The 17926-nt window shown below is 61.7% G+C and carries 15 protein-coding genes; 9 read left to right on the forward strand and 6 right to left on the reverse strand.

The features are described from left to right. Positions 1–98 precede the first annotated feature (98 nt). Positions 99–1610 carry a nucleobase:cation symporter-2 family protein gene (locus HX814_RS06125; RefSeq protein ID WP_177008099.1) on the forward strand — a complete coding sequence of 504 codons (1512 nt, stop codon included), beginning with the start codon at positions 99–101 and terminating at the stop codon, positions 1608–1610. 116 nt (positions 1611–1726) lie between these two features. Here HX814_RS06125 and HX814_RS06130 read toward each other — a convergent pair whose 3' ends face one another. Beyond that, on the reverse strand, positions 1727–2659 hold the full coding sequence (locus HX814_RS06130; RefSeq protein WP_177008098.1) for a proline iminopeptidase-family hydrolase: 933 nt from the start codon (positions 2657–2659) through the stop codon (positions 1727–1729). A gap of 94 nt (positions 2660–2753) precedes the next feature. Beyond that, positions 2754–3518, reverse strand: a complete 765-nt coding sequence (locus tag HX814_RS06135) for a LuxR family transcriptional regulator (protein ID WP_008437673.1) — start codon at positions 3516–3518, stop codon at positions 2754–2756. A 182-nt stretch (positions 3519–3700) separates the two neighbouring features. Between HX814_RS06135 and HX814_RS06140 the strand changes: the two genes are divergently transcribed. The 6 genes from HX814_RS06140 to HX814_RS06165 are packed head-to-tail and all read left to right on the forward strand — an operon-like array spanning position 3701 to position 9880. Further along, on the forward strand, positions 3701–4588 hold the full coding sequence (locus tag HX814_RS06140) for a proline iminopeptidase-family hydrolase (RefSeq protein WP_003218840.1): 888 nt from the start codon (positions 3701–3703) through the stop codon (positions 4586–4588). A gap of 3 nt (positions 4589–4591) precedes the next feature. Continuing rightward, positions 4592–5539, forward strand: a complete 948-nt coding sequence (locus HX814_RS06145; RefSeq protein WP_003218838.1) for an ABC transporter permease — start codon at positions 4592–4594, stop codon at positions 5537–5539. Beyond that, on the forward strand, positions 5536–6393 hold the full coding sequence (locus HX814_RS06150; RefSeq protein WP_177008097.1) for an ABC transporter permease: 858 nt from the start codon (positions 5536–5538) through the stop codon (positions 6391–6393). Before HX814_RS06145 ends, HX814_RS06150 begins: the two co-directional genes overlap by 4 nt. Next, entirely contained in the window at positions 6390–7346 is a 957-nt protein-coding gene (locus tag HX814_RS06155) for an ABC transporter ATP-binding protein (RefSeq protein WP_102368420.1), read from the forward strand. The genes HX814_RS06150 and HX814_RS06155 overlap by 4 nt, the downstream gene beginning before the upstream one ends. Next, positions 7343–8314, forward strand: coding sequence for an ABC transporter ATP-binding protein (locus tag HX814_RS06160; RefSeq protein ID WP_087693677.1), 972 nt, complete (start codon positions 7343–7345; stop codon positions 8312–8314). Before HX814_RS06155 ends, HX814_RS06160 begins: the two co-directional genes overlap by 4 nt. A gap of 51 nt (positions 8315–8365) precedes the next feature. Next, positions 8366–9880 (forward strand): ABC transporter substrate-binding protein, encoded by a 1515-nt coding sequence (locus HX814_RS06165; RefSeq protein ID WP_102368422.1) that lies wholly within the window; start codon positions 8366–8368, stop codon positions 9878–9880. A 140-nt stretch (positions 9881–10020) separates the two neighbouring features. On the opposite strand, the gene HX814_RS06170 is transcribed toward HX814_RS06165, so the two are convergent. The 4 genes from HX814_RS06170 to HX814_RS06185 form a co-directional block, all read right to left on the reverse strand. Continuing rightward, on the reverse strand, positions 10021–10761 hold the full coding sequence (locus HX814_RS06170; RefSeq protein WP_003218829.1) for a YciK family oxidoreductase: 741 nt from the start codon (positions 10759–10761) through the stop codon (positions 10021–10023). Between the two features lie 189 nt (positions 10762–10950). Further along, positions 10951–11622, reverse strand: coding sequence for an N-acetylmuramic acid 6-phosphate phosphatase MupP (gene mupP / locus HX814_RS06175; RefSeq protein ID WP_003218827.1), 672 nt, complete (start codon positions 11620–11622; stop codon positions 10951–10953). A 4-nt stretch (positions 11623–11626) separates the two neighbouring features. Then, positions 11627–12325 (reverse strand): bifunctional 2-polyprenyl-6-hydroxyphenol methylase/3-demethylubiquinol 3-O-methyltransferase UbiG, encoded by a 699-nt coding sequence (gene ubiG, locus HX814_RS06180; protein WP_003218825.1) that lies wholly within the window; start codon positions 12323–12325, stop codon positions 11627–11629. Between the two features lie 63 nt (positions 12326–12388). Then, entirely contained in the window at positions 12389–13720 is a 1332-nt protein-coding gene (locus tag HX814_RS06185; RefSeq protein ID WP_003218823.1) for a TRZ/ATZ family hydrolase, read from the reverse strand. A gap of 108 nt (positions 13721–13828) precedes the next feature. Between HX814_RS06185 and mtnA the strand changes: the two genes are divergently transcribed. Together mtnA and gyrA are read left to right on the forward strand one after the other, a co-directional pair. Then, a complete protein-coding gene (mtnA, locus tag HX814_RS06190; protein WP_003218821.1) occupies positions 13829–14905 on the forward strand; it encodes an S-methyl-5-thioribose-1-phosphate isomerase in 1077 nt (358 codons plus the stop codon). 302 nt (positions 14906–15207) lie between these two features. Beyond that, positions 15208–17871: a DNA gyrase subunit A gene (gyrA, locus tag HX814_RS06195; RefSeq protein ID WP_177008096.1), complete on the forward strand. Its 2664-nt coding sequence runs from the start codon at positions 15208–15210 to the stop codon at positions 17869–17871. The last annotated feature ends 55 nt before the right edge of the window (positions 17872–17926 follow it).

The raw sequence follows: 17926 nt of genomic DNA on the forward strand, positions 1-17926 counted from the left end.
AGGGTGTTCTTGTGAAAATGATTGTATACAACTCTATGGACATCCAATCTTTCTATTGCATACAGTGAGTGCACAACAAAAACAGAGAACCCCTCACCATGACTATCCCGAAGACGTCACCGCAGCGGCCAGAAGATGAGAATCTCGGCGTCGCGGCCAACATGGCTTACGGCCTGCAGCATGTGCTCACCATGTACGGCGGCATCGTGGCTGTACCGTTGATCGTCGGCCAGGCGGCCGGGTTGTCGCCGGCCGATATTGGCCTGCTGATCGCTGCCTCGCTGTTTGCCGGAGGCTTGGCCACGCTCCTGCAAACCCTGGGCCTGCCGTTTTTCGGCTGCCAGTTGCCGCTGGTGCAAGGGGTGTCCTTTGCCGGGGTGGCGACCATGGTGGCGATTGTTGGCAGCGACGGTGCGGGTGGCATCCCGGCGATTCTCGGGGCGGTGATGGCCGCCTCCCTGATAGGCCTGCTGATCACCCCGGTGTTCTCGCGAATCACCAAATTCTTCCCGCCGCTGGTCACCGGGATTGTGATCACTACCATCGGCCTGACCTTGATGCCCGTCGCCGCCCGCTGGGCCATGGGCGGCAACAGCCGCGCCGCAGATTTCGGCAGCATGCCGAACATCGGCCTGGCGGCGCTGACCCTGGTGCTGGTATTGCTGCTGAGCAAGATCGGTAGCGCGACCATCTCGCGACTGTCGATCCTGCTGGCGATGGTGATCGGCACGGTTATCGCGGTGTTCCTCGGCATGGCTGACTTCTCCAGCGTGACCCAGGGCCCGATGTTCGGCTTTCCCACACCCTTCCATTTCGGCATGCCAACCTTCCATCTCGCGGCGATCATTTCCATGTGCATCGTGGTGATGGTGACGCTGGTGGAAACCTCGGCGGACATTCTGGCAGTGGGTGAAATCATCGACACCAAGGTCGACTCCAAGCGCCTCGGCAATGGCCTGCGTGCGGATATGCTGTCGAGCATGTTTGCGCCGATCTTCGGCTCGTTCACCCAGAGCGCGTTTGCACAAAACGTCGGACTGGTGGCGGTTACCGGGGTCAAGAGCCGTTATGTGGTCGCCACCGGTGGGATATTCCTGGTGATCCTCGGCCTGCTGCCGTTCATGGGGCGGGTGATTGCGGCAGTGCCGACTTCTGTGCTGGGCGGGGCCGGGATCGTGCTGTTCGGCACCGTGGCTGCCAGTGGTATCCGGACCTTGTCCAAGGTCGATTACCGCAACAACATGAACCTGATCATTGTCGCCACTTCCATCGGTTTTGGCATGATCCCGATTGCGGCCCCGAGTTTCTACGATCACTTCCCGAGCTGGTTCGCGACCATTTTCCACTCGGGGATCAGTTCGTCGGCGATCATGGCGATCCTGTTGAACCTGGCGTTCAACCACTTCACCGCGGGCAACTCGGACCAGCAGTCGGTATTCGTTGCCGGGACGGAACGCAGCCTGTGCTTCCAGGACGTGGCGGCGTTGCGGGACGGGGATTACTTCAGCGGCGGCAAGCTGTTTGATGCCGAGGGCAAGGAAATTCCGTTGCTGGAGGAAGTGCCGAAGAAAGCGGCGGTGCACGGCAGGGCGCAGACCAGCGAGGTGTAACAGCCACAAAGAGTCCAATGTGGGAGCGGGCTTGCTCGCGAAGGCGGTGTGTCAGTCGCTAAATATGCTGACTGATCCACCGCCTTCGCGAGCAAGCCCGCTCCCACATTTTGATCTCAGCCAGTCTTGAGCGTTCTGTGGGGCACCGAACAAGCCTCATCCAAAAACTGCACCACCGTCCCCATGCACGCCTGTCGCTCTTCAACATGCGGCATGTGGCTGGAGTCTTCGAACAGCGCCCAGCGCACATCGGCAATCTCATCCAGGAACGGCTTGACCACCAGCGGCGTGGCCTCGTCATGGCGACCGGAAATCACCAGGGTCGGCACATTGACCTTCGACAGCCGGCCGATCACGTTCCAGTCTTTCAAGCTGCCAATCACATGGAATTCCGTCGGGCCGCTCATGGCGTGATACACCGTCGGGTCCGAATCCACCTGGGCGAATGTGCGGGCGACTTCTTCCGGCCACGGATTGACCCGGCACACGTGCTGGTCATAGAAAATCCGCGAGGCGGCCAGGTATTCAGGGTCCTGGTAGGTGCCGGCCTGTTCATGCTTGAGCAAGGTCTCGTGCACGCCTTCAGGCAGTAGCTTGCGCAGGCGGTTGGCCTCGGCAACCCAGGTACGCATGCAGGTCGGCGAGTTGGCCGGAATAAATGCACGCAGGCCCTTGGGTTGCAGGATGGCGTGTTCGCTGCCGAGCATGCCGCCCCAGGATTGACCCAGGATCGCGTAGTTGTTGCTGATCTGCAGGTGGTCCAGCAGGTTGTCCAGTTCTTCGAGGAACAAGCCGACGGTCCAGAATGAAGGGGCTTTGTCAGGCAGGTGGGTGGAGCGGCCGTTGCCCAGTTGGTCGTAGTGAATGACCGCGTGGCCACTGGCGGCTACGTCCTTGTAGGCATCGACATAATCATGGGTACAACCCGGGCCACCATGGAGGATGACCAGCGGCGTGAGGCCGCTGTCCAGGTCGCCGGTTACCCGATACCAGGTCTGGTAGTCGCGAAAGGCCGCATAGCCTTCGCGGATTGTTTCGATGAATTCCATTTCGTGCCCTGCCCTGAGAAAAAGTGATCAGGTACACGATAGTCGGCACAGAAAGTTTAAGTAACTAGCAAAACAGCTAGGTTTTTCCTTCGGATCAGTCTTCCAGCAGCCGGTAATGAGTGGCCCGTACCACCGCTTGCACCCGGTTCTTGGCCCCCAGTTTGTGCATGGCCGACGCCAGGTGCAGGGTAACCACTGCCAGGGAGCGGCTCAATTGCGTGGCGATTTCGGCGGCGGTCAGGCCGTCGGCGGCCCATTTCAGGCATTCGCGCTCACGCTTGGTCAGGCGGATATGCGGGTAGGAGCGCAGTTCCTTGCTGAAAAGCGGGTAGGCCGCTTCCTGCAAGGCGTGGGTAATCAGGCTGAATTCCGACAGCGTCTGGCGGGCGTCCTGCAACACGGCGCTGGCCTTGCCGGTGCGCAGGCCGGTCAGCGAGGCGAAGCCGCCACGGGGCAAATGGATCGGCACGCTGACGCCGCAGGTCATCTGGCGGTCGTGCAGGTAGCTGGAAACCGGGGCGTGGCAGGGGTCGATGATTTTTTGCAGCGCGGTATCGGCCTTGGCCTCGTAGGACCACACAAACGGTGAAACCGTCGACAGTGCGAGGTGTTGCACCGGATCGATCTGATAAAAGCCGGAACTGCACCACAGGTTGTACCAGTCGGGCGGGGTATTGCGCAGTTGCAGCACAGAAGGGGTGATCAGTGCACCATTATGGTCAATGGGCACGGGGGTGTAGTCGTAGACCAACGCATCAAAACCCAGGTCCTGGGCCAATACGAGGGTGTTGTCCATCTGTTCATCCAGGCTCCTGCCGGGGATGAGACGGTCATTAAACGCAGTTAGCCTGGCCAGCATCCGTTCTGCTCCCGATTTCATTTGAATCTCGTCTTGCTGCAAGTAGAATGCCACGCCCCGGCGAAGGACTGCCAGACCAAACCTATAAGAATTACCAGGTTATGGACACGCGGCATCCTCGGTAGTGTTGGCCTCTAAACGGCCACTCTCCACAGGGCCGACACACAACAAGGAATGTATGCATGTGGCGTGAAATTGCCCCCGACCAGCGGTACAACGTGCAGGTCGATGGCCACAACCTCGTGGCCTATAGCTTTGGCGAAGGCGATGAAGTGTTGCTGTGCCTCAATGGCGGCCCCGGGCTGCCTTGCGACTACTTGCGCGACGCCCATGGCTGGCTCAAGGACAACGGCCTGCGAGTGGTTGCATTCGACCAGCTTGGCACGGGCGCTTCAGCCAGACCGACCGATGTTTCGCTGTGGGAAATCAGCCGTTATGTCGAAGAAGTCGAAACCGTGCGCCAGGCCCTTGGCCTTGGCCGCGTGCACTTGCTGGGGCATTCCTGGGGCGGATGGTTGGGCATCGAGTACGCCATTCACTACCCCGATGCGCTGAAAAGCCTGATTCTGGAAAACACCGTCGGCGACATTCCGCACCTGTCCCTCGAGCTGGAACGCCTGCGCGGCGCACTCGGTAGCGAAACCGTGGCGATGATGCAACGCCATGAAGCCATGGGCACCCTCGATCACCCGCAGTACCAGGCCGCCATCACCTTGCTCAACTACCGCCACGTCTGCCGCCTGGACGAATGGCCGGCGCCGGTCCAGCGTTCCCTCGGCGACTGGAACATGGGCCCCTACGAAACCATGCAGGGTCCCAACGAATTTCTCTACATCGGCAACCTCAAGGACTGGAACCGCATCCCCGAGATGGCCGATTTCAAGATGCCGATACTGATCACCACCGGCCAGCACGACGAACTGACCCCGGCCTGCGCCATGCGCATGAAAAGCGCGGCCCGGCACGCCGAGCTGCACGTGTTCCCCAACAGCAGCCATATGCCGTTTTACGAAGAGCCCCAGGCATACTTCCCGGTGCTGCTGGACTTCCTCGCTCGTCATCGAGGCTGACGGATGAACCTGGCGCGTTACCGTTTTGTGCTGTCCCGGCCGCTGCAATTGCTGCCGGTGCTGTTTGGCATCAGCCTGATCACCTTTGTGCTGGTGCGCTCGATTCCCGGCGACCCGGCGCGGGCCCTGCTGGGTTCGCGCAGCACCCCGGACGCCTTGCTGAAGATCCGCGCCCAGTACGGCCTCGACCAGCCGCTGTGGCTGCAATATTTCTACTTCCTGAAAAACCTGCTCAAGGGCGACCTCGGCCAGTCACTGCTGTACAAGGTCGACGCGCTGAAACTGATCGTCACCCGCATCGAGCCGACCCTGTTCCTGGTGCTCGGCAGTGTGCTGCTGGCGCTGTTGATCGCCGTGCCGCTGGCCACCGTGGCCGCGCGTAATAAAGGTGGCTGGGCGGATAACCTGATCCGGCTGTTCACTACGGTGGGCCTGGGCATGCCGGCGTTCTGGCTGGGGTTGATGCTGATCCTGTTGCTCAGCGTGCAATGGGGCCTGTTCCCGGTCTCCGGGTATGGGCGCACCTGGCTGGACAAGGCGCACCACATGGTTCTGCCGTGCCTGACGATCGCCCTGGCGCTGTCGGCGGTGCTGGTGCGCAACCTGCGGGCGAGCATGTTGATGGAGTTGCAGGCTGACCACGTTACCGCCGCCCGGGCGCGCGGGTTGTCGGAGGCGGCGGTGTTTCGTCGTCATGTGCTGCCCAATTCCCTGGTGCCGGCGGTGAACCTGCTGGCGGTGAACATTGGCTGGCTGATCAGTGGCACGGTGGTGATCGAAAGCCTGTTTGCGATTCCCGGCATCGGCCAATTGCTGGTGCGCGGCATCTTCACCCGCGACTACATGGTGGTGCAGGGCGTGGCGATGGTGCTGGCTTGTGCCACCGTGCTGGTCAACTTTGTTGCCGATGTGGTGACGGTCACGCTGGACCCGCGAGTGAAGATGCAATGAGCAGCCGCCCATTGATCGCCCCATGGCGCCTGCGCCTGCGCTTTGGTTTTCGCAATGGCCGGCTGACGGCGGCCTGGGGCCTGTTGATTCTGCTGACATGGCTGGCGCTGGCCGTGTTCGCCCCCTGGATCGCACCCTTTGACCCGATTGCGCAAAACACCGACATCAGTTTGCTGGGTCCCAGCCAGGCCCATCCATTTGGCACGGACAACTACGGGCGAGACATCCTTTCGAGGGTGATCTGGGGCGCACGCATCGACCTGCAACTGGCGGTGGTCGGGGTGATCTTTCCGTTCCTGATCGGCACCTTCGTCGGTGCGGTGTCTGGCTACATCGGCGGGCGTTTCGACAGCTTCTGCATGCGGGTGATCGATGTGATCCTCGCGTTCCCGTTCCTGGTGCTGATGCTGGCGATCATGGCCATTCTCGGCCCGGGTTTGAAAAGCTTTTACATCGCCATGGCGCTGGTGGGCTGGGTGTCCTACGCGCGGCTGATCCGCTCGCAGATCCTGGTGCTCAAGGAAAGCGACTTCGCCCTGGCCGCCAAAAGCCTGGGCTTTGGCCATGGGCGCATTCTGTTCCGGCATTTGTTGCCCAACGCGATGTTCGGTTCGATTGTGTTCTCGATGTCTGACGCAGTGCTGGTGCTGCTCAACGGCGCAGCGGTCAGCTACCTCGGCCTGGGCGTACAACCGCCGACCGCCGAGTGGGGCACCATGGTTGCCGAAGGCCAGGCGTTCATCACCACCGCCTGGTGGATTTGCACTTTCCCGGGCCTGGCCATCGTGACCCTGGCCATGGGCTTCAGCCTGCTGGCCGATGGTGTGGCGCAAGTGCTGGGGGATTGCTCATGAGCCTGTTGCAGGTGCAGGACCTGAGCGTCATCGCCAATAACACCGGGCGCGACGTAACGTTGGTGGACCGGGTGTCGTTCGACCTGGCCGAAGGTGAAATCCTCGGCCTGGTGGGCGAAAGCGGTTCGGGCAAGACCATGGCCTGTCGCGGGCTGATGCGCTTGCTGCCGTCCCCGAGCCTGCGGGTGCAGGGCGGTTCGGTGCGCCTGGCGGGCCAGGACCTTCTGCAGCTGGATGACGCCGGCATGCGCGCGGTACGCGGTGGGCAACTTGGGATGATTTTCCAGAACCCCAGCAGCCACCTCGACCCGTTGATGCGCATCGGCGAGCAGATCGCCGAAGGCATCCGACTGCACCAGGGCGCGTCGAAAAAGGAGGCGCGCTTGCAGGCTATCGAAGTGCTGCGCCAGGTCGGCATTCCCGATCCCCAGGCGCGGATCGACAATTACCCCCACGAGTTTTCCGGCGGCATGCGCCAGCGGGCAATGATCGCGGTGGCCCTTGGCTGCAATCCCAAGGTGCTGATTGCCGACGAACCGACCACCGCCCTCGACGTGACCGTGCAAGCCCAGATTCTGCGGCTGTTGCTGGACCTGCGGGACCAGCGTGGCCTGTCGATCATCATGATCACTCACGATCTGGGCGTGGTGGCGCAAACCTGCGACTCCATCGCCGTGATGTACGCCGGGCGCCTGTGCGAACACGGCAGCAAATACGAGCTGCTGGCACACCCGCAACACCCTTACACCGCCGGCCTGATCGAGTGCCAGCCCGCCACCAGCAGCGGCCACGCCCTGTTGCGCACCATCGCCGGCCAACCGCCATTGCTCGACGCATTGCCCAAGGGCTGCCGGTTCAACCCGCGCTGCCCGCAAGTCGGCAGCTTGTGCACCGAGCTGCTGCCGGAAGGCGCGCGGGTGGCCTGTCACTATCCCCTGGGAGTTCGCCCATGACGTTGTTGCAGGTGAATGACCTTGAGGTGCGTTTTGCCGCCGCCGGCAGCGGCCTGTTCGGCCTGAATAAACAGTGGGTGAGGGCGGTCAACGGGGTGTCGTTGACCCTGGCCGCCGGTGAAACACTGGGTTTGGTGGGCGAGTCCGGCAGCGGCAAAAGCACATTGGGGAGGGCGATCCTGCACCTCAACCCCATCAGCGCCGGGCAGGTGGTGTTTGACGGCATCGACATGGCCCACGCCGGGCCGGTCGATATCGCCCGTTTGCGGCACGAGACGGCGATGATCTTCCAGGATCCCTACGCGGCCCTGAACCCGCGGCTGACCATCGGCGAAACCATTGCCGAAGTCCTGCGGGTGCAGCGCAAGGTGGCGCCAGAAAACATCCCACGCCGGGTCGACGAATTACTCGATCTGGTAGGCCTGCGCCCCGAGCTTGCCAGCCGCAAGCCTGGCTCCCTGAGCGGCGGCCAGTGCCAGCGCGTCGGCATTGCCCGGGCGCTGGCGGTGGAGCCGCGGCTGATCATCGCCGACGAATGCGTGGCTGCCCTGGATGTGTCGATCCAGGGCCAGATCATCAACCTGCTGCTGGAACTGCAACAGCGCATGAACCTGGCGATCCTGTTTATCGCCCACGACCTGGCCATCGTCCGCCGCCTGTGTGATCGGGTGGCGGTGATGTACCTGGGGAAAATCGTCGAGGAAGGCCCGGTGGAGGCAGTGTTCACCACGCCCCGTCACCCCTACACGGCGGCGTTGATCCAGGCGATCCCGGAGATTGATCCGTACCGCCCGCTGCCCAGCGAGCCTTTGCCGGGCGAGCCACCCAGCCCGTTGAGACTGCCCAGCGGTTGCGCCTTTCACCCGCGTTGCCGACATGCACGCGCCGTGTGTGCCGAGGTATTGCCGCCGACTCACGTTGTGCAAACGCATCGGTACAGTTGCGTGCTTGAAGAACCTTTGCTTTGAACCCTTCCTGCCGATCATGAACAACCGCCGTTATAGACAAGGAGTTATGACATGCAATCCCGTCACTTGAAGTTGCTCGCCGCCGCCACACTCACCGCCTGGTCGCTGACCGCCGGTATTGCCCACGCCGCAGGTGTGCTGACCATCGGCTGCCGCGAAGACAGCACCACGTTTGACCCGATCAAAAGCGCGCAGAACCGCGATACCTGGGTGTTCGCCAACGTCTACGACACCCTGGTGCGCGTGGACAACCTGGGCACCAAGATGGAACCGGGGCTGGCAGAAAGCTGGGACATTTCCAAGGACGGCCTGACGTACACCTTCAAGCTGCGTGCCGCGAAGTTCTCGGATGGCTCGCCGATCACCGCCGACGACGCTGCCTTCAGCCTGTTGCGCATCCGCGACAACAAGGCCTCGCTGTGGAGCGACCCGTTCAGCCTGATCAACACCGCCAAGGCCAGCGACCCGCAAACCCTGGTAGTGACCTTGAAAACCCCGGCAGTGGCCTTCCTCTCGCAACTGGCTTCGCCGACGGTGTCGATCCTGTCGGAAAAAGCCATGACCAAGATGGGCGAAGACGCCTACTCGGAAAACCCGGTGACCTCCGGCGCGTTTACCGTGGACGAGTGGCGCAAGGGCGATCGGGTGATCCTGAAGAAGAACCCGAACTTCTGGCAGGCCAGCAACGTCAGCCTGGATGGTGTGGAATGGGTCTCCGTCACCGACGACAACACCCGCATGCGCATGGTGCAGAACAACGAGCTGGACACGGCGATCTTCGTCCCGTTTTCCCGGGTTGAAGAGCTGAAAAAAGACAAGAACGTGGTGGTGCACTCCGATCCGTCCACTCGTGAAGATCACCTGTTGATCAACCACGCCCACGGCCTGCTGGCCAAGCCGGAAGTGCGCCAGGCGCTGGACATGGCCATCGATAAACAATCGCTGGTGAAAACCGCCACCTTCGGCCAGGGCACCGTGGCCTATTCCTACATTCCAAAAGGCTCGCTGTACCACTACGCCAACAACCTGCAACGCCCGTATGACCCGACCGAAGCCAAGAAACTGCTGGCGGCTGCCGGCGCCCAGGATTTGAAGCTCAACTACGTGGTCAACGCCGGCAACGAAGCCGACGAGCAGATTGCGGTGATGATCAAGGATCAACTGGCCAAGGTCGGTGTGACGGCCAACCTGCAAAAGGTCGACCCGACCCAAAGCTGGCAGATGCTGGTGGACGGTGATTACGATATTTCGGTGATGTACTGGACCAACGACATCCTCGACCCGGACCAGAAGACCACCTTCGTGCTGGGCCACGACACCAACCAGAACTACATGACCCGCTACAAGAACGACAAGGTCAAGGACCTGGTGGCCGCGGCGCGGATCGAGGCGGATCCGGTCAAGCGTGAGCAGATGTACGTCGACCTGCAGAAAATGGCGAAACAGGATGTGAACTGGATCGACTTGTACTACAGCCCGTACATCAACATCTCACGCAAGAACGTGAGCAACTTCCTGCAAAACCCGTTGGGGCGCTTCACGCTTGAGGAAGTGGTGAAGAACTAAGTTCTAGAGATCACCGCAATACAAATGTGGGAGCGGGCTTGCTCGCGAAGGCGGTGGATCAGTCGATATCTCTGTTGACTGACACTCCGCCTTCGCGAGCAAGCCCGCTCCCACATTAGGTTGTACTGTGTTCCAGATAGTTATTGCGCGTCAAACGCCTGCCCATTGATGCCGGTACTGTCCGGCCCCATCAGGTACAGGTACACCGGCATGATTTCCTCCGGTGTCGGGTTATCGGTTGGGTTCTCCCCTGGATACGCCTGGGCCCGCATGCTGGTGCGGGTGGCGCCTGGGTTGATGCTGTTGGCGCGCACCGGTGCGACATTATCCAGCTCGTCCGCCAGGGTTTGCATCAGGCCTTCGGTGGCAAACTTCGACACCCCGTAAGCCCCCCAATAAGCCCGGCCCTTGCGGCCCACGCTGCTGGAAGTGAACACCACCGACGCATCCTGGGACAGCTTGAGCAGCGGCAACAGCGTGCTGGTCAGCATGAACATCGCGTTGACGTTAACATGCATCACCCGCATGAAGTTCTCGCCGGACAACTGCTCGATCGGTGTGCGCGGGCCGATGATCGAGGCGTTGTGCAGCAGGCCGTCAAGGTGGCCGAACTCCTTTTCGATCATCGCTGCCAGCTCATCGTATTGATGGGGCAGGGCGGTCTCCAGGTTGAACGGGATCACCACTGGCTGCGGTTGGCCGGCGGCTTCGATTTCGTCGTAGACCTGGGCCAGGTTGGCTTCGGTCTTGCCCAGCAGCAGCACGGTTGCGCCGTGGGCCGCATAGGTTTTGGCCGCCGCTGCGCCAATCCCGCGACCGGCGCCGGTGACTAGGATAACCCGGCCCTTGAGCAGTTCTGGACGTGCGGAGTAATCAAACATAAACAACCTCGACAAAGTTCACAGAAAATCCATGTGATTGATTGCGGCTAAGGCTGGCCAAGGCTTCTGTGGCGAGGGAGCTTGCTCCCGTTGGGTTGCGAAGCAGCCCCAGCTTTTCGCGACTGCTGCGCAGTCGAACGGGAGCAAGCTCCCTCGCCACAAAGTTGCAGCAACCTCAGGCAGTCCCGATCAGCAGCTGCACAGCGCGCTGTCCAGCACTTTGCGCAATTCCAGCGGGTGATCCACCACCACATCGGCACCCCAGTTGCGCGGGTTGTCGTCCGGGTGGATATAGCCGTAGGTGACCGCCGCGGTACGAGTGCCGGCGTCGCGGCCCGACTCGATGTCCCGCAGGTCATCCCCCACGAACAGCACGCTGGCCGGGTCCAGGTCGAGCATCTTGCACGCCAGGATCAACGGTTCCGGGTCTGGCTTGCTGTTCTTCACGTGGTCCGGGCAGATCAGCAGCGCGGAGCGCTCGGCCAGGCCCAGCTGCTGCATGATCGGTTCGGCAAAGCGCAGTGGCTTGTTGGTGACCACGCCCCAGATCAGCCTGGATTTCTCGATATCCACCAGCAGCTCTTCCATGCCCTCGAACAGCTTGCTGTGGATCGCGCAGCCCTTGAGGTAACGCTCGAGGAATTCCTGGCGCAGCTCTTCAAAGCCCGGGGACTCGGGGTCCATGGAAAAGGTCACGGCGACCATCGCCCGGGCGCCGCCGGAGATTTCATCGCGGATGTGCTGGTCGTTGATCGGTGCCAGGCCGCGGTCAGCGCGCATGGCCTGGCAGATGGCGATAAAGTCTGGCGCGGTGTCCAGCAGGGTACCGTCCATGTCGAAAAGAACCGCTCGCAACTTCACAGGCTTACTCCTCGCGCAGGGTCTGGATCATGTAGTTGACGTCAACGTCGCTGGCCAGCTTGTAGTGCTTGGTCAGCGGGTTGTAGGTCAGGCCGATGATGTCCTTGACGGTCAGCCCGGCCTGACGGCTCCAGGCGCCCAGCTCGGAAGGGCGGATGAATTTCTTGAAGTCATGGGTGCCGCGGGGCAGCAGCTTCATGATGTATTCGGCACCGATGATCGCGAACAGGTACGCCTTCGGATTGCGGTTGATGGTGGAGAAGAACACCTGGCCACCGGGCTTGACCATGCGGAAGCAGGCGCGGATCACCGAGGACGGGTCCGGCACGTGCTCGAGCATTTCCAGGCAAGTGACCACGTCGAACTGCCCGGGCATCTCTTCGGCCAGCTCTTCGGCGGTGATCTGCCGGTATTCGACGTTCACGCCGGACTCCAGTTGGTGCAACTGGGCCACGGCCAATGGCGCTTCGCCCATGTCGATACCCATCACGGTGGCGCCGCGCTGGGCCATGGATTCACTGAGGATCCCGCCGCCGCAACCCACATCCAGTACCTTCTTGCCGGCCAGGTTGACACGCTCGTCAATCCAGTTGACCCGCAGCGGGTTGATGTCGTGCAGGGGTTTGAACTCGCTTTCGCGGTCCCACCAGCGATGGGCGAGGGCTTCGAATTTGGCGATTTCAGCGTGGTCGACGTTGCTCATGGGGAATCCTCTAAATCTGATAAAACGTTTTGCCGGCCCTGGCATGCGTTGCCAGGGCGGGTGTTATTCGCTGTGTCCGCTGATGCGCTGGCCCCAGGCGATGGCCGTGGCGCACAACTGTTGTTCATCCAGGCGGGTCAGTTGCCGGTCGTCGAGCAATTGCTTGCCGCCGACCCAAAGGTGTTTCACACAATCGCGTCCGGTGGCATATATAAGCTGTGAGACCGGATCGTAGATCGGTTGTTGCGCCAGGCCCGACAGGTCGAAGGCCACGATGTCAGCGGCCTTGCCGACTTCCAGCGAGCCGATTTGACTTTCCAGGCCCATGGCCCGGGCGCCGTTGAGGGTGGCCATGCGCAGGGCGCGGTGGGCATCCAGGGCGGTGGCCGAGCCGGCGACGGCCTTGGCCAGCAGCGCGGCGGTGCGGGTCTCGCCCAGCAGGTCGAGGTCATTGTTGCTGGCCGCGCCGTCGGTGCCTACTGCCACATTGACGCCGGCTTGCCACAGGCGTTCCACCGGGCAGAAGCCGCTGGCCAGTTTCAGGTTGGATTCCGGGCAATGGATCACGCTGGTGTTACTTTCTACCAGCAAAGTCAGGTCGTCATCGCTGATTTGGGTCATGTGAACGGCCTGGAAGCGCGGCCCCAGCAAACCCAGGCGGCCAAGCCGTGCCAGCGGGCGTTCACCACGCTGTTCAACGGACTGCTGCACTTCGAAGGCGGTTTCATGCACGTGCATGTGGATCGAGGCGTCCAGTTCCTCGGCGATCACCCGGATTTTTTCCAGGTTTTCATCGCAGACGGTGTACGGCGCGTGCGGGCCGAAGGTGATTTTGATCCGTGGGTGATGCTTGAGGTCGCCGAACAGCTCGACGCCCTGGCGAATCGCCTCGTCGGCGTCAGCAGCGCCGGGAATCGGGAAATCCAGGATCGGGATGGCGATTTGCGCACGCATGCCGCTGTTGTGCACGCGTTCGCTGGCGACTTTCGGGAAGAAGTACATGTCCGAGAAACACGTGATGCCGCCCTTGATCTGCTCGGCGATGGCCAGGTCAGTGCCGTCGCGGACGAAGGCTTCGTCGACCCACTTGGCCTCGGCGGGCCAGATGTGGTTTTCCAGCCAGGTCATCAGCGGCAGGTCGTCGGCCAGGCCGCGAAACAGCGTCATGGCCGCGTGGCCGTGGGCGTTGATCAGGCCGGGGCTGAGCAGCATGCCCGGCAGTTCACGCACTTCGCTCGCTGCGAGCTTCAAGGCCGCGGCGCGTGGGCCGATAAACGCAATGCACCCGTCACGAATGCCCAGGGCGTGCTCCTTGAGCACTACGCCGGCAGGCTCGACAGGTACCAGCCAGGTGGGCAGCAGCAATAAGTCGAGCGGGGCGGCAGTCGGTGTCATCGAGGGCAGTTTCCCAGGCATCTATAAAGAACGGCGAAGTATACCCGAGCGTCCTGGCTGGCGGATCGCTATAATCGGCGGCTTTTGTTCATGAGTGCGGGGTGAGGGATGCGCGATCGACTGTTGGCTGCGGAGAAAGTGAAGGCCATCGACTGGCGTGATGGCGCACTGTACCTGCTCGATCAGCGTATTTTGCCGTCTGCAGAAACCTGGGTCGCCTGCACCAGTGCTGCCGAGGTGGCCGAGGCCATTCGCACAATGGTGGTGCGCGGTGCGCCGGCCATTGGCATCAGTGCGGCGTATGGCCTGGTGCTGGCCGCTCGTGCCCACATCGCCGAGGGCGATGACTGGCAGGCCGCCTGGGAAGAGGACTACGCGCTGCTGGCGGATACCCGCCCGACCGCGTCGAATCTTTTCTGGGCCATGAAGCGCATGCGCGATTGCCTCGACCGCCTCAAGAAACACGCCGACCCGTTGAAGGTGCTGGAGGCCGAGGCGGTGGCGATTCACCAAAGTGATCGTGAAGCCAACCTGACCATGGCGCAGCTGGGTGTAGAGCTGATCCGCAAGCACCAGGGCAATGTCCAGGCGATCCTGACCCATGGCAATGCGGGTGCGTTGGCTACCGGCGGCGTCGGTACCGCGCTCGGGGTGATTCGCGGGGCGTTCCTGGAAGGCATGGTGGAGCGCGTCTACGCCAACGAAACCCGGCCCTGGCTGCAAGGTTCGCGGCTGACGGCCTGGGAATTGGCCAATGAAGGCATTCCGGTCACCGTGAATGCCGATTCGGCGGGTGCGCATATCCTCAAGACCAAAGGCGTGACCTGGGTGATCGTCGGTGCCGACTGCATTGCGGCCAATGGCGATGTGGTCAGCAAGATCGGCACCTATCAGCTGGCGGTGTGCGCCATGCATCACGGCGTGCGTTTCATGGTGGTGGCGCCCAGCTCAACCATCGACCTGATGGCCGCCAGCGGTGATGACGTGCCGCTTGAAGAGCGCGACGCCCGTGAACTGCTGGAAGTCGGCGGCACCCGCGTAGCCGCTGATGTAGACGCCTTCAACCCGGTGTTTGACGTGACGCCGGCGGACCTGATTGATGTGATCGTCACTGAAAAAGGCATCGTCGAACGCCCCGACACGGCGAAGTTGGCGCAACTGATGTGTCGTAAACGCCTGCATTGAGGCAATTTGCCCGCAAAAATCCCCTTGGATCCAGCTCTAAGGCCCTCTCGTCGCCGTCAAGCCTGTCATCCGTCAACTTACTATGCTCCATGCGCATCAGGGGGATAGGTGCGTGGCGGCGATTGTGATAACATCCGGCGGTTTCCAGGGTCACCCCAAGGGGTAACCTTTAATGCGCAGATCCGTGTCATAACTCGTTGATTTGTCGTAAGTCGTTGCCAGGCATCATGCCGGCAGCGGCGAGCTTCGTTCGTCCCATAGGATGTGACGAGGTTTCACCCGAAAAAGGAATCAGGCTTCTCATGGGCGAACTGGCCAAAGAAATCCTCCCGGTCAATATCGAAGACGAGCTGAAACAGTCCTACCTCGACTACGCGATGAGCGTAATTGTCGGTCGGGCACTGCCTGATGCGCGCGATGGCTTGAAGCCCGTGCACAGGCGTGTGCTGTTCGCGATGAGCGAGCTGGGTAACGACTGGAACAAGCCGTACAAGAAATCTGCCCGTGTTGTCGGTGACGTGATCGGTAAGTATCACCCTCACGGCGACACTGCGGTGTACGACACCATCGTTCGGATGGCCCAGCCGTTTTCCCTGCGCTACCTGCTGGTAGACGGCCAGGGCAACTTCGGTTCGGTCGACGGCGACAACGCTGCGGCCATGCGATACACCGAAGTGCGCATGACCAAGCTGGCGCACGAGCTGCTGGCTGACCTGCACAAGGAAACCGTGGACTGGGTGCCGAACTACGACGGCACCGAAATGATCCCGGCGGTCATGCCGACCCGTATTCCCAACCTGTTGGTCAACGGCTCCAGCGGTATCGCCGTGGGCATGGCCACCAACATCCCGCCACACAACCTCGGTGAAGTCATCGACGGTTGCCTGGCCCTCATCGACAACCCCGAGCTGACCGTCGATGAGCTGATGCAGTACATCCCGGGTCCGGACTTCCCGACCGCCGCGATCATCAACGGTCGCGCCGGCATCATCGAAGCCTACCGTACCGGTCGCGGCCGCATTTACATGCGTGCCCGCTCGATCATCGAAGACATCGACAAGGTCGGTGGCCGCCAGCAGATCGTCATCACCGAACTCCCTTACCAGTTGAACAAGGCGCGTCTGATCGAGAAGATCGCCGAGCTGGTTAAAGAGAAGAAGCTGGAAGGCATCACCGAGCTGCGCGACGAGTCTGACAAGGACGGTATGCGCGTGGTGATCGAGCTGCGTCGTGGCGAAGTGCCTGAGGTGATCCTCAACAACCTCTACGCCCAGACCCAGCTGCAAAGCGTATTCGGTATCAACGTGGTAGCGCTGATCGACGGCCGCCCGCGCATCCTGAACCTCAAGGATCTGCTGGAAGCCTTCGTGCGTCACCGCCGCGAAGTGGTAACCCGCCGTACCGTATTCGAACTGCGCAAGGCCCGTGAACGCGGCCACATCCTGGAAGGCCAGGCTGTTGCGCTGTCGAACATCGACCCGGTCATCGCCCTGATCAAGGCTTCGCCGACGCCGTCGGAAGCCAAGGAAGCGCTGATCAAGATGCCGTGGGAATCCAGTGCCGTAGTAGCGATGGTGGAACGTGCCGGTGCCGATTCGTGCCGTCCGGAGACCCTGGACCCACAATACGGCCTGCGCGACGGCAAGTATTTCCTGTCCCCGGAACAGGCCCAGGCCATTCTGGAACTGCGTCTGCACCGTCTGACCGGCCTGGAACACGAGAAACTGCTGGCCGAGTACCAGGAGATCCTCAACCAGATCGGCGAGCTGATCCGCATCCTCAACAGCGCGGTGCGCCTGATGGAAGTGATCCGCGAAGAACTGGAAGTGATCCGCACCGAATACGGCGATGTGCGCCGCACCGAGATTCTCGACGCCCGTCTCGACCTGACCCTGGGTGACATGATCCCGGAAGAGGATCGCGTCGTGACCATTTCCCACGGTGGCTATGCCAAGACCCAGCCTCTGGCTGCGTACCAGGCCCAGCGTCGTGGCGGTAAAGGCAAATCGGCTACCGGCGTCAAGGATGAGGACTACATCGCTCACCTGCTGGTTGCCAACAGCCACACCACGCTGCTGCTGTTCTCCAGCAAGGGCAAGGTGTACTGGCTGAAAACCTACGAAATCCCGGAAGCGTCCCGCGCCGCCCGTGGTCGTCCGCTGGTCAACCTGCTGCCGCTGGACAGTGATGAATACATCACCACCATGCTGCCGGTAGACGAGTACACCGAAGGTCACTTCATCTTCATGGCCACTGCGAAAGGCACCGTGAAGAAGACCCCGCTGGAATCCTTCAGCCGTCAACGCAGCGTGGGCCTGATCGCCCTCGAACTGGACGAAGGCGACGTATTGATCAGCGCGGCCATCACCGACGGCGAGCGTGAAGTCATGCTGTTCTCCGACGGCGGCAAGGTCACGCGCTTCAAGGAATCCGACGTTCGTGCCATGGGCCGTACCGCCCGCGGTGTGCGCGGCATGCGTCTGCCGGAAGGGCAGAAGCTGATTTCGATGCTGATCCCGGAAGAAGGCAGCGAGATCCTCACTGCATCGGCCCGCGGCTACGGCAAGCGTACGGCCATCAGCGAGTTCCCCGAGTACAAGCGTGGCGGCCAGGGCGTTATCGCCATGGTCAGCAACGATCGCAACGGCCGCCTGGTCGGCGCGGTCCAGGTGCTGGATGGTGAGGAAATCATGCTGATTTCCGACCAGGGCACCCTGGTACGTACCCGGGTTGATGAAGTGTCGAGCCTGGGGCGTAACACCCAGGGCGTGACCTTGATCAAGCTGGCCAGCGACGAAACGTTGGTAGGCCTGGAGCGTGTCCAGGAGCCATCGGAAGTCGAAGGCGAGGAGCTGGAAGGTGAAGAGGGGATTGCACTCGAGGGGCAAGTGATCGGCGATGCCGATGACGGCGTCGACGAGCCAACACTCGACGCTGCCGCAGACGAAGAAGAACCGCAGGAATAAGCGGACACACAGGGGGCGGATGAAGATTCGCCCCCTTGTTGTTTGTCTCGTTTGA

The sequence above is a fragment of the Pseudomonas sp. C8002 genome (genome assembly GCF_013385765.1).
Classification (GTDB): domain Bacteria; phylum Pseudomonadota; class Gammaproteobacteria; order Pseudomonadales; family Pseudomonadaceae; genus Aquipseudomonas.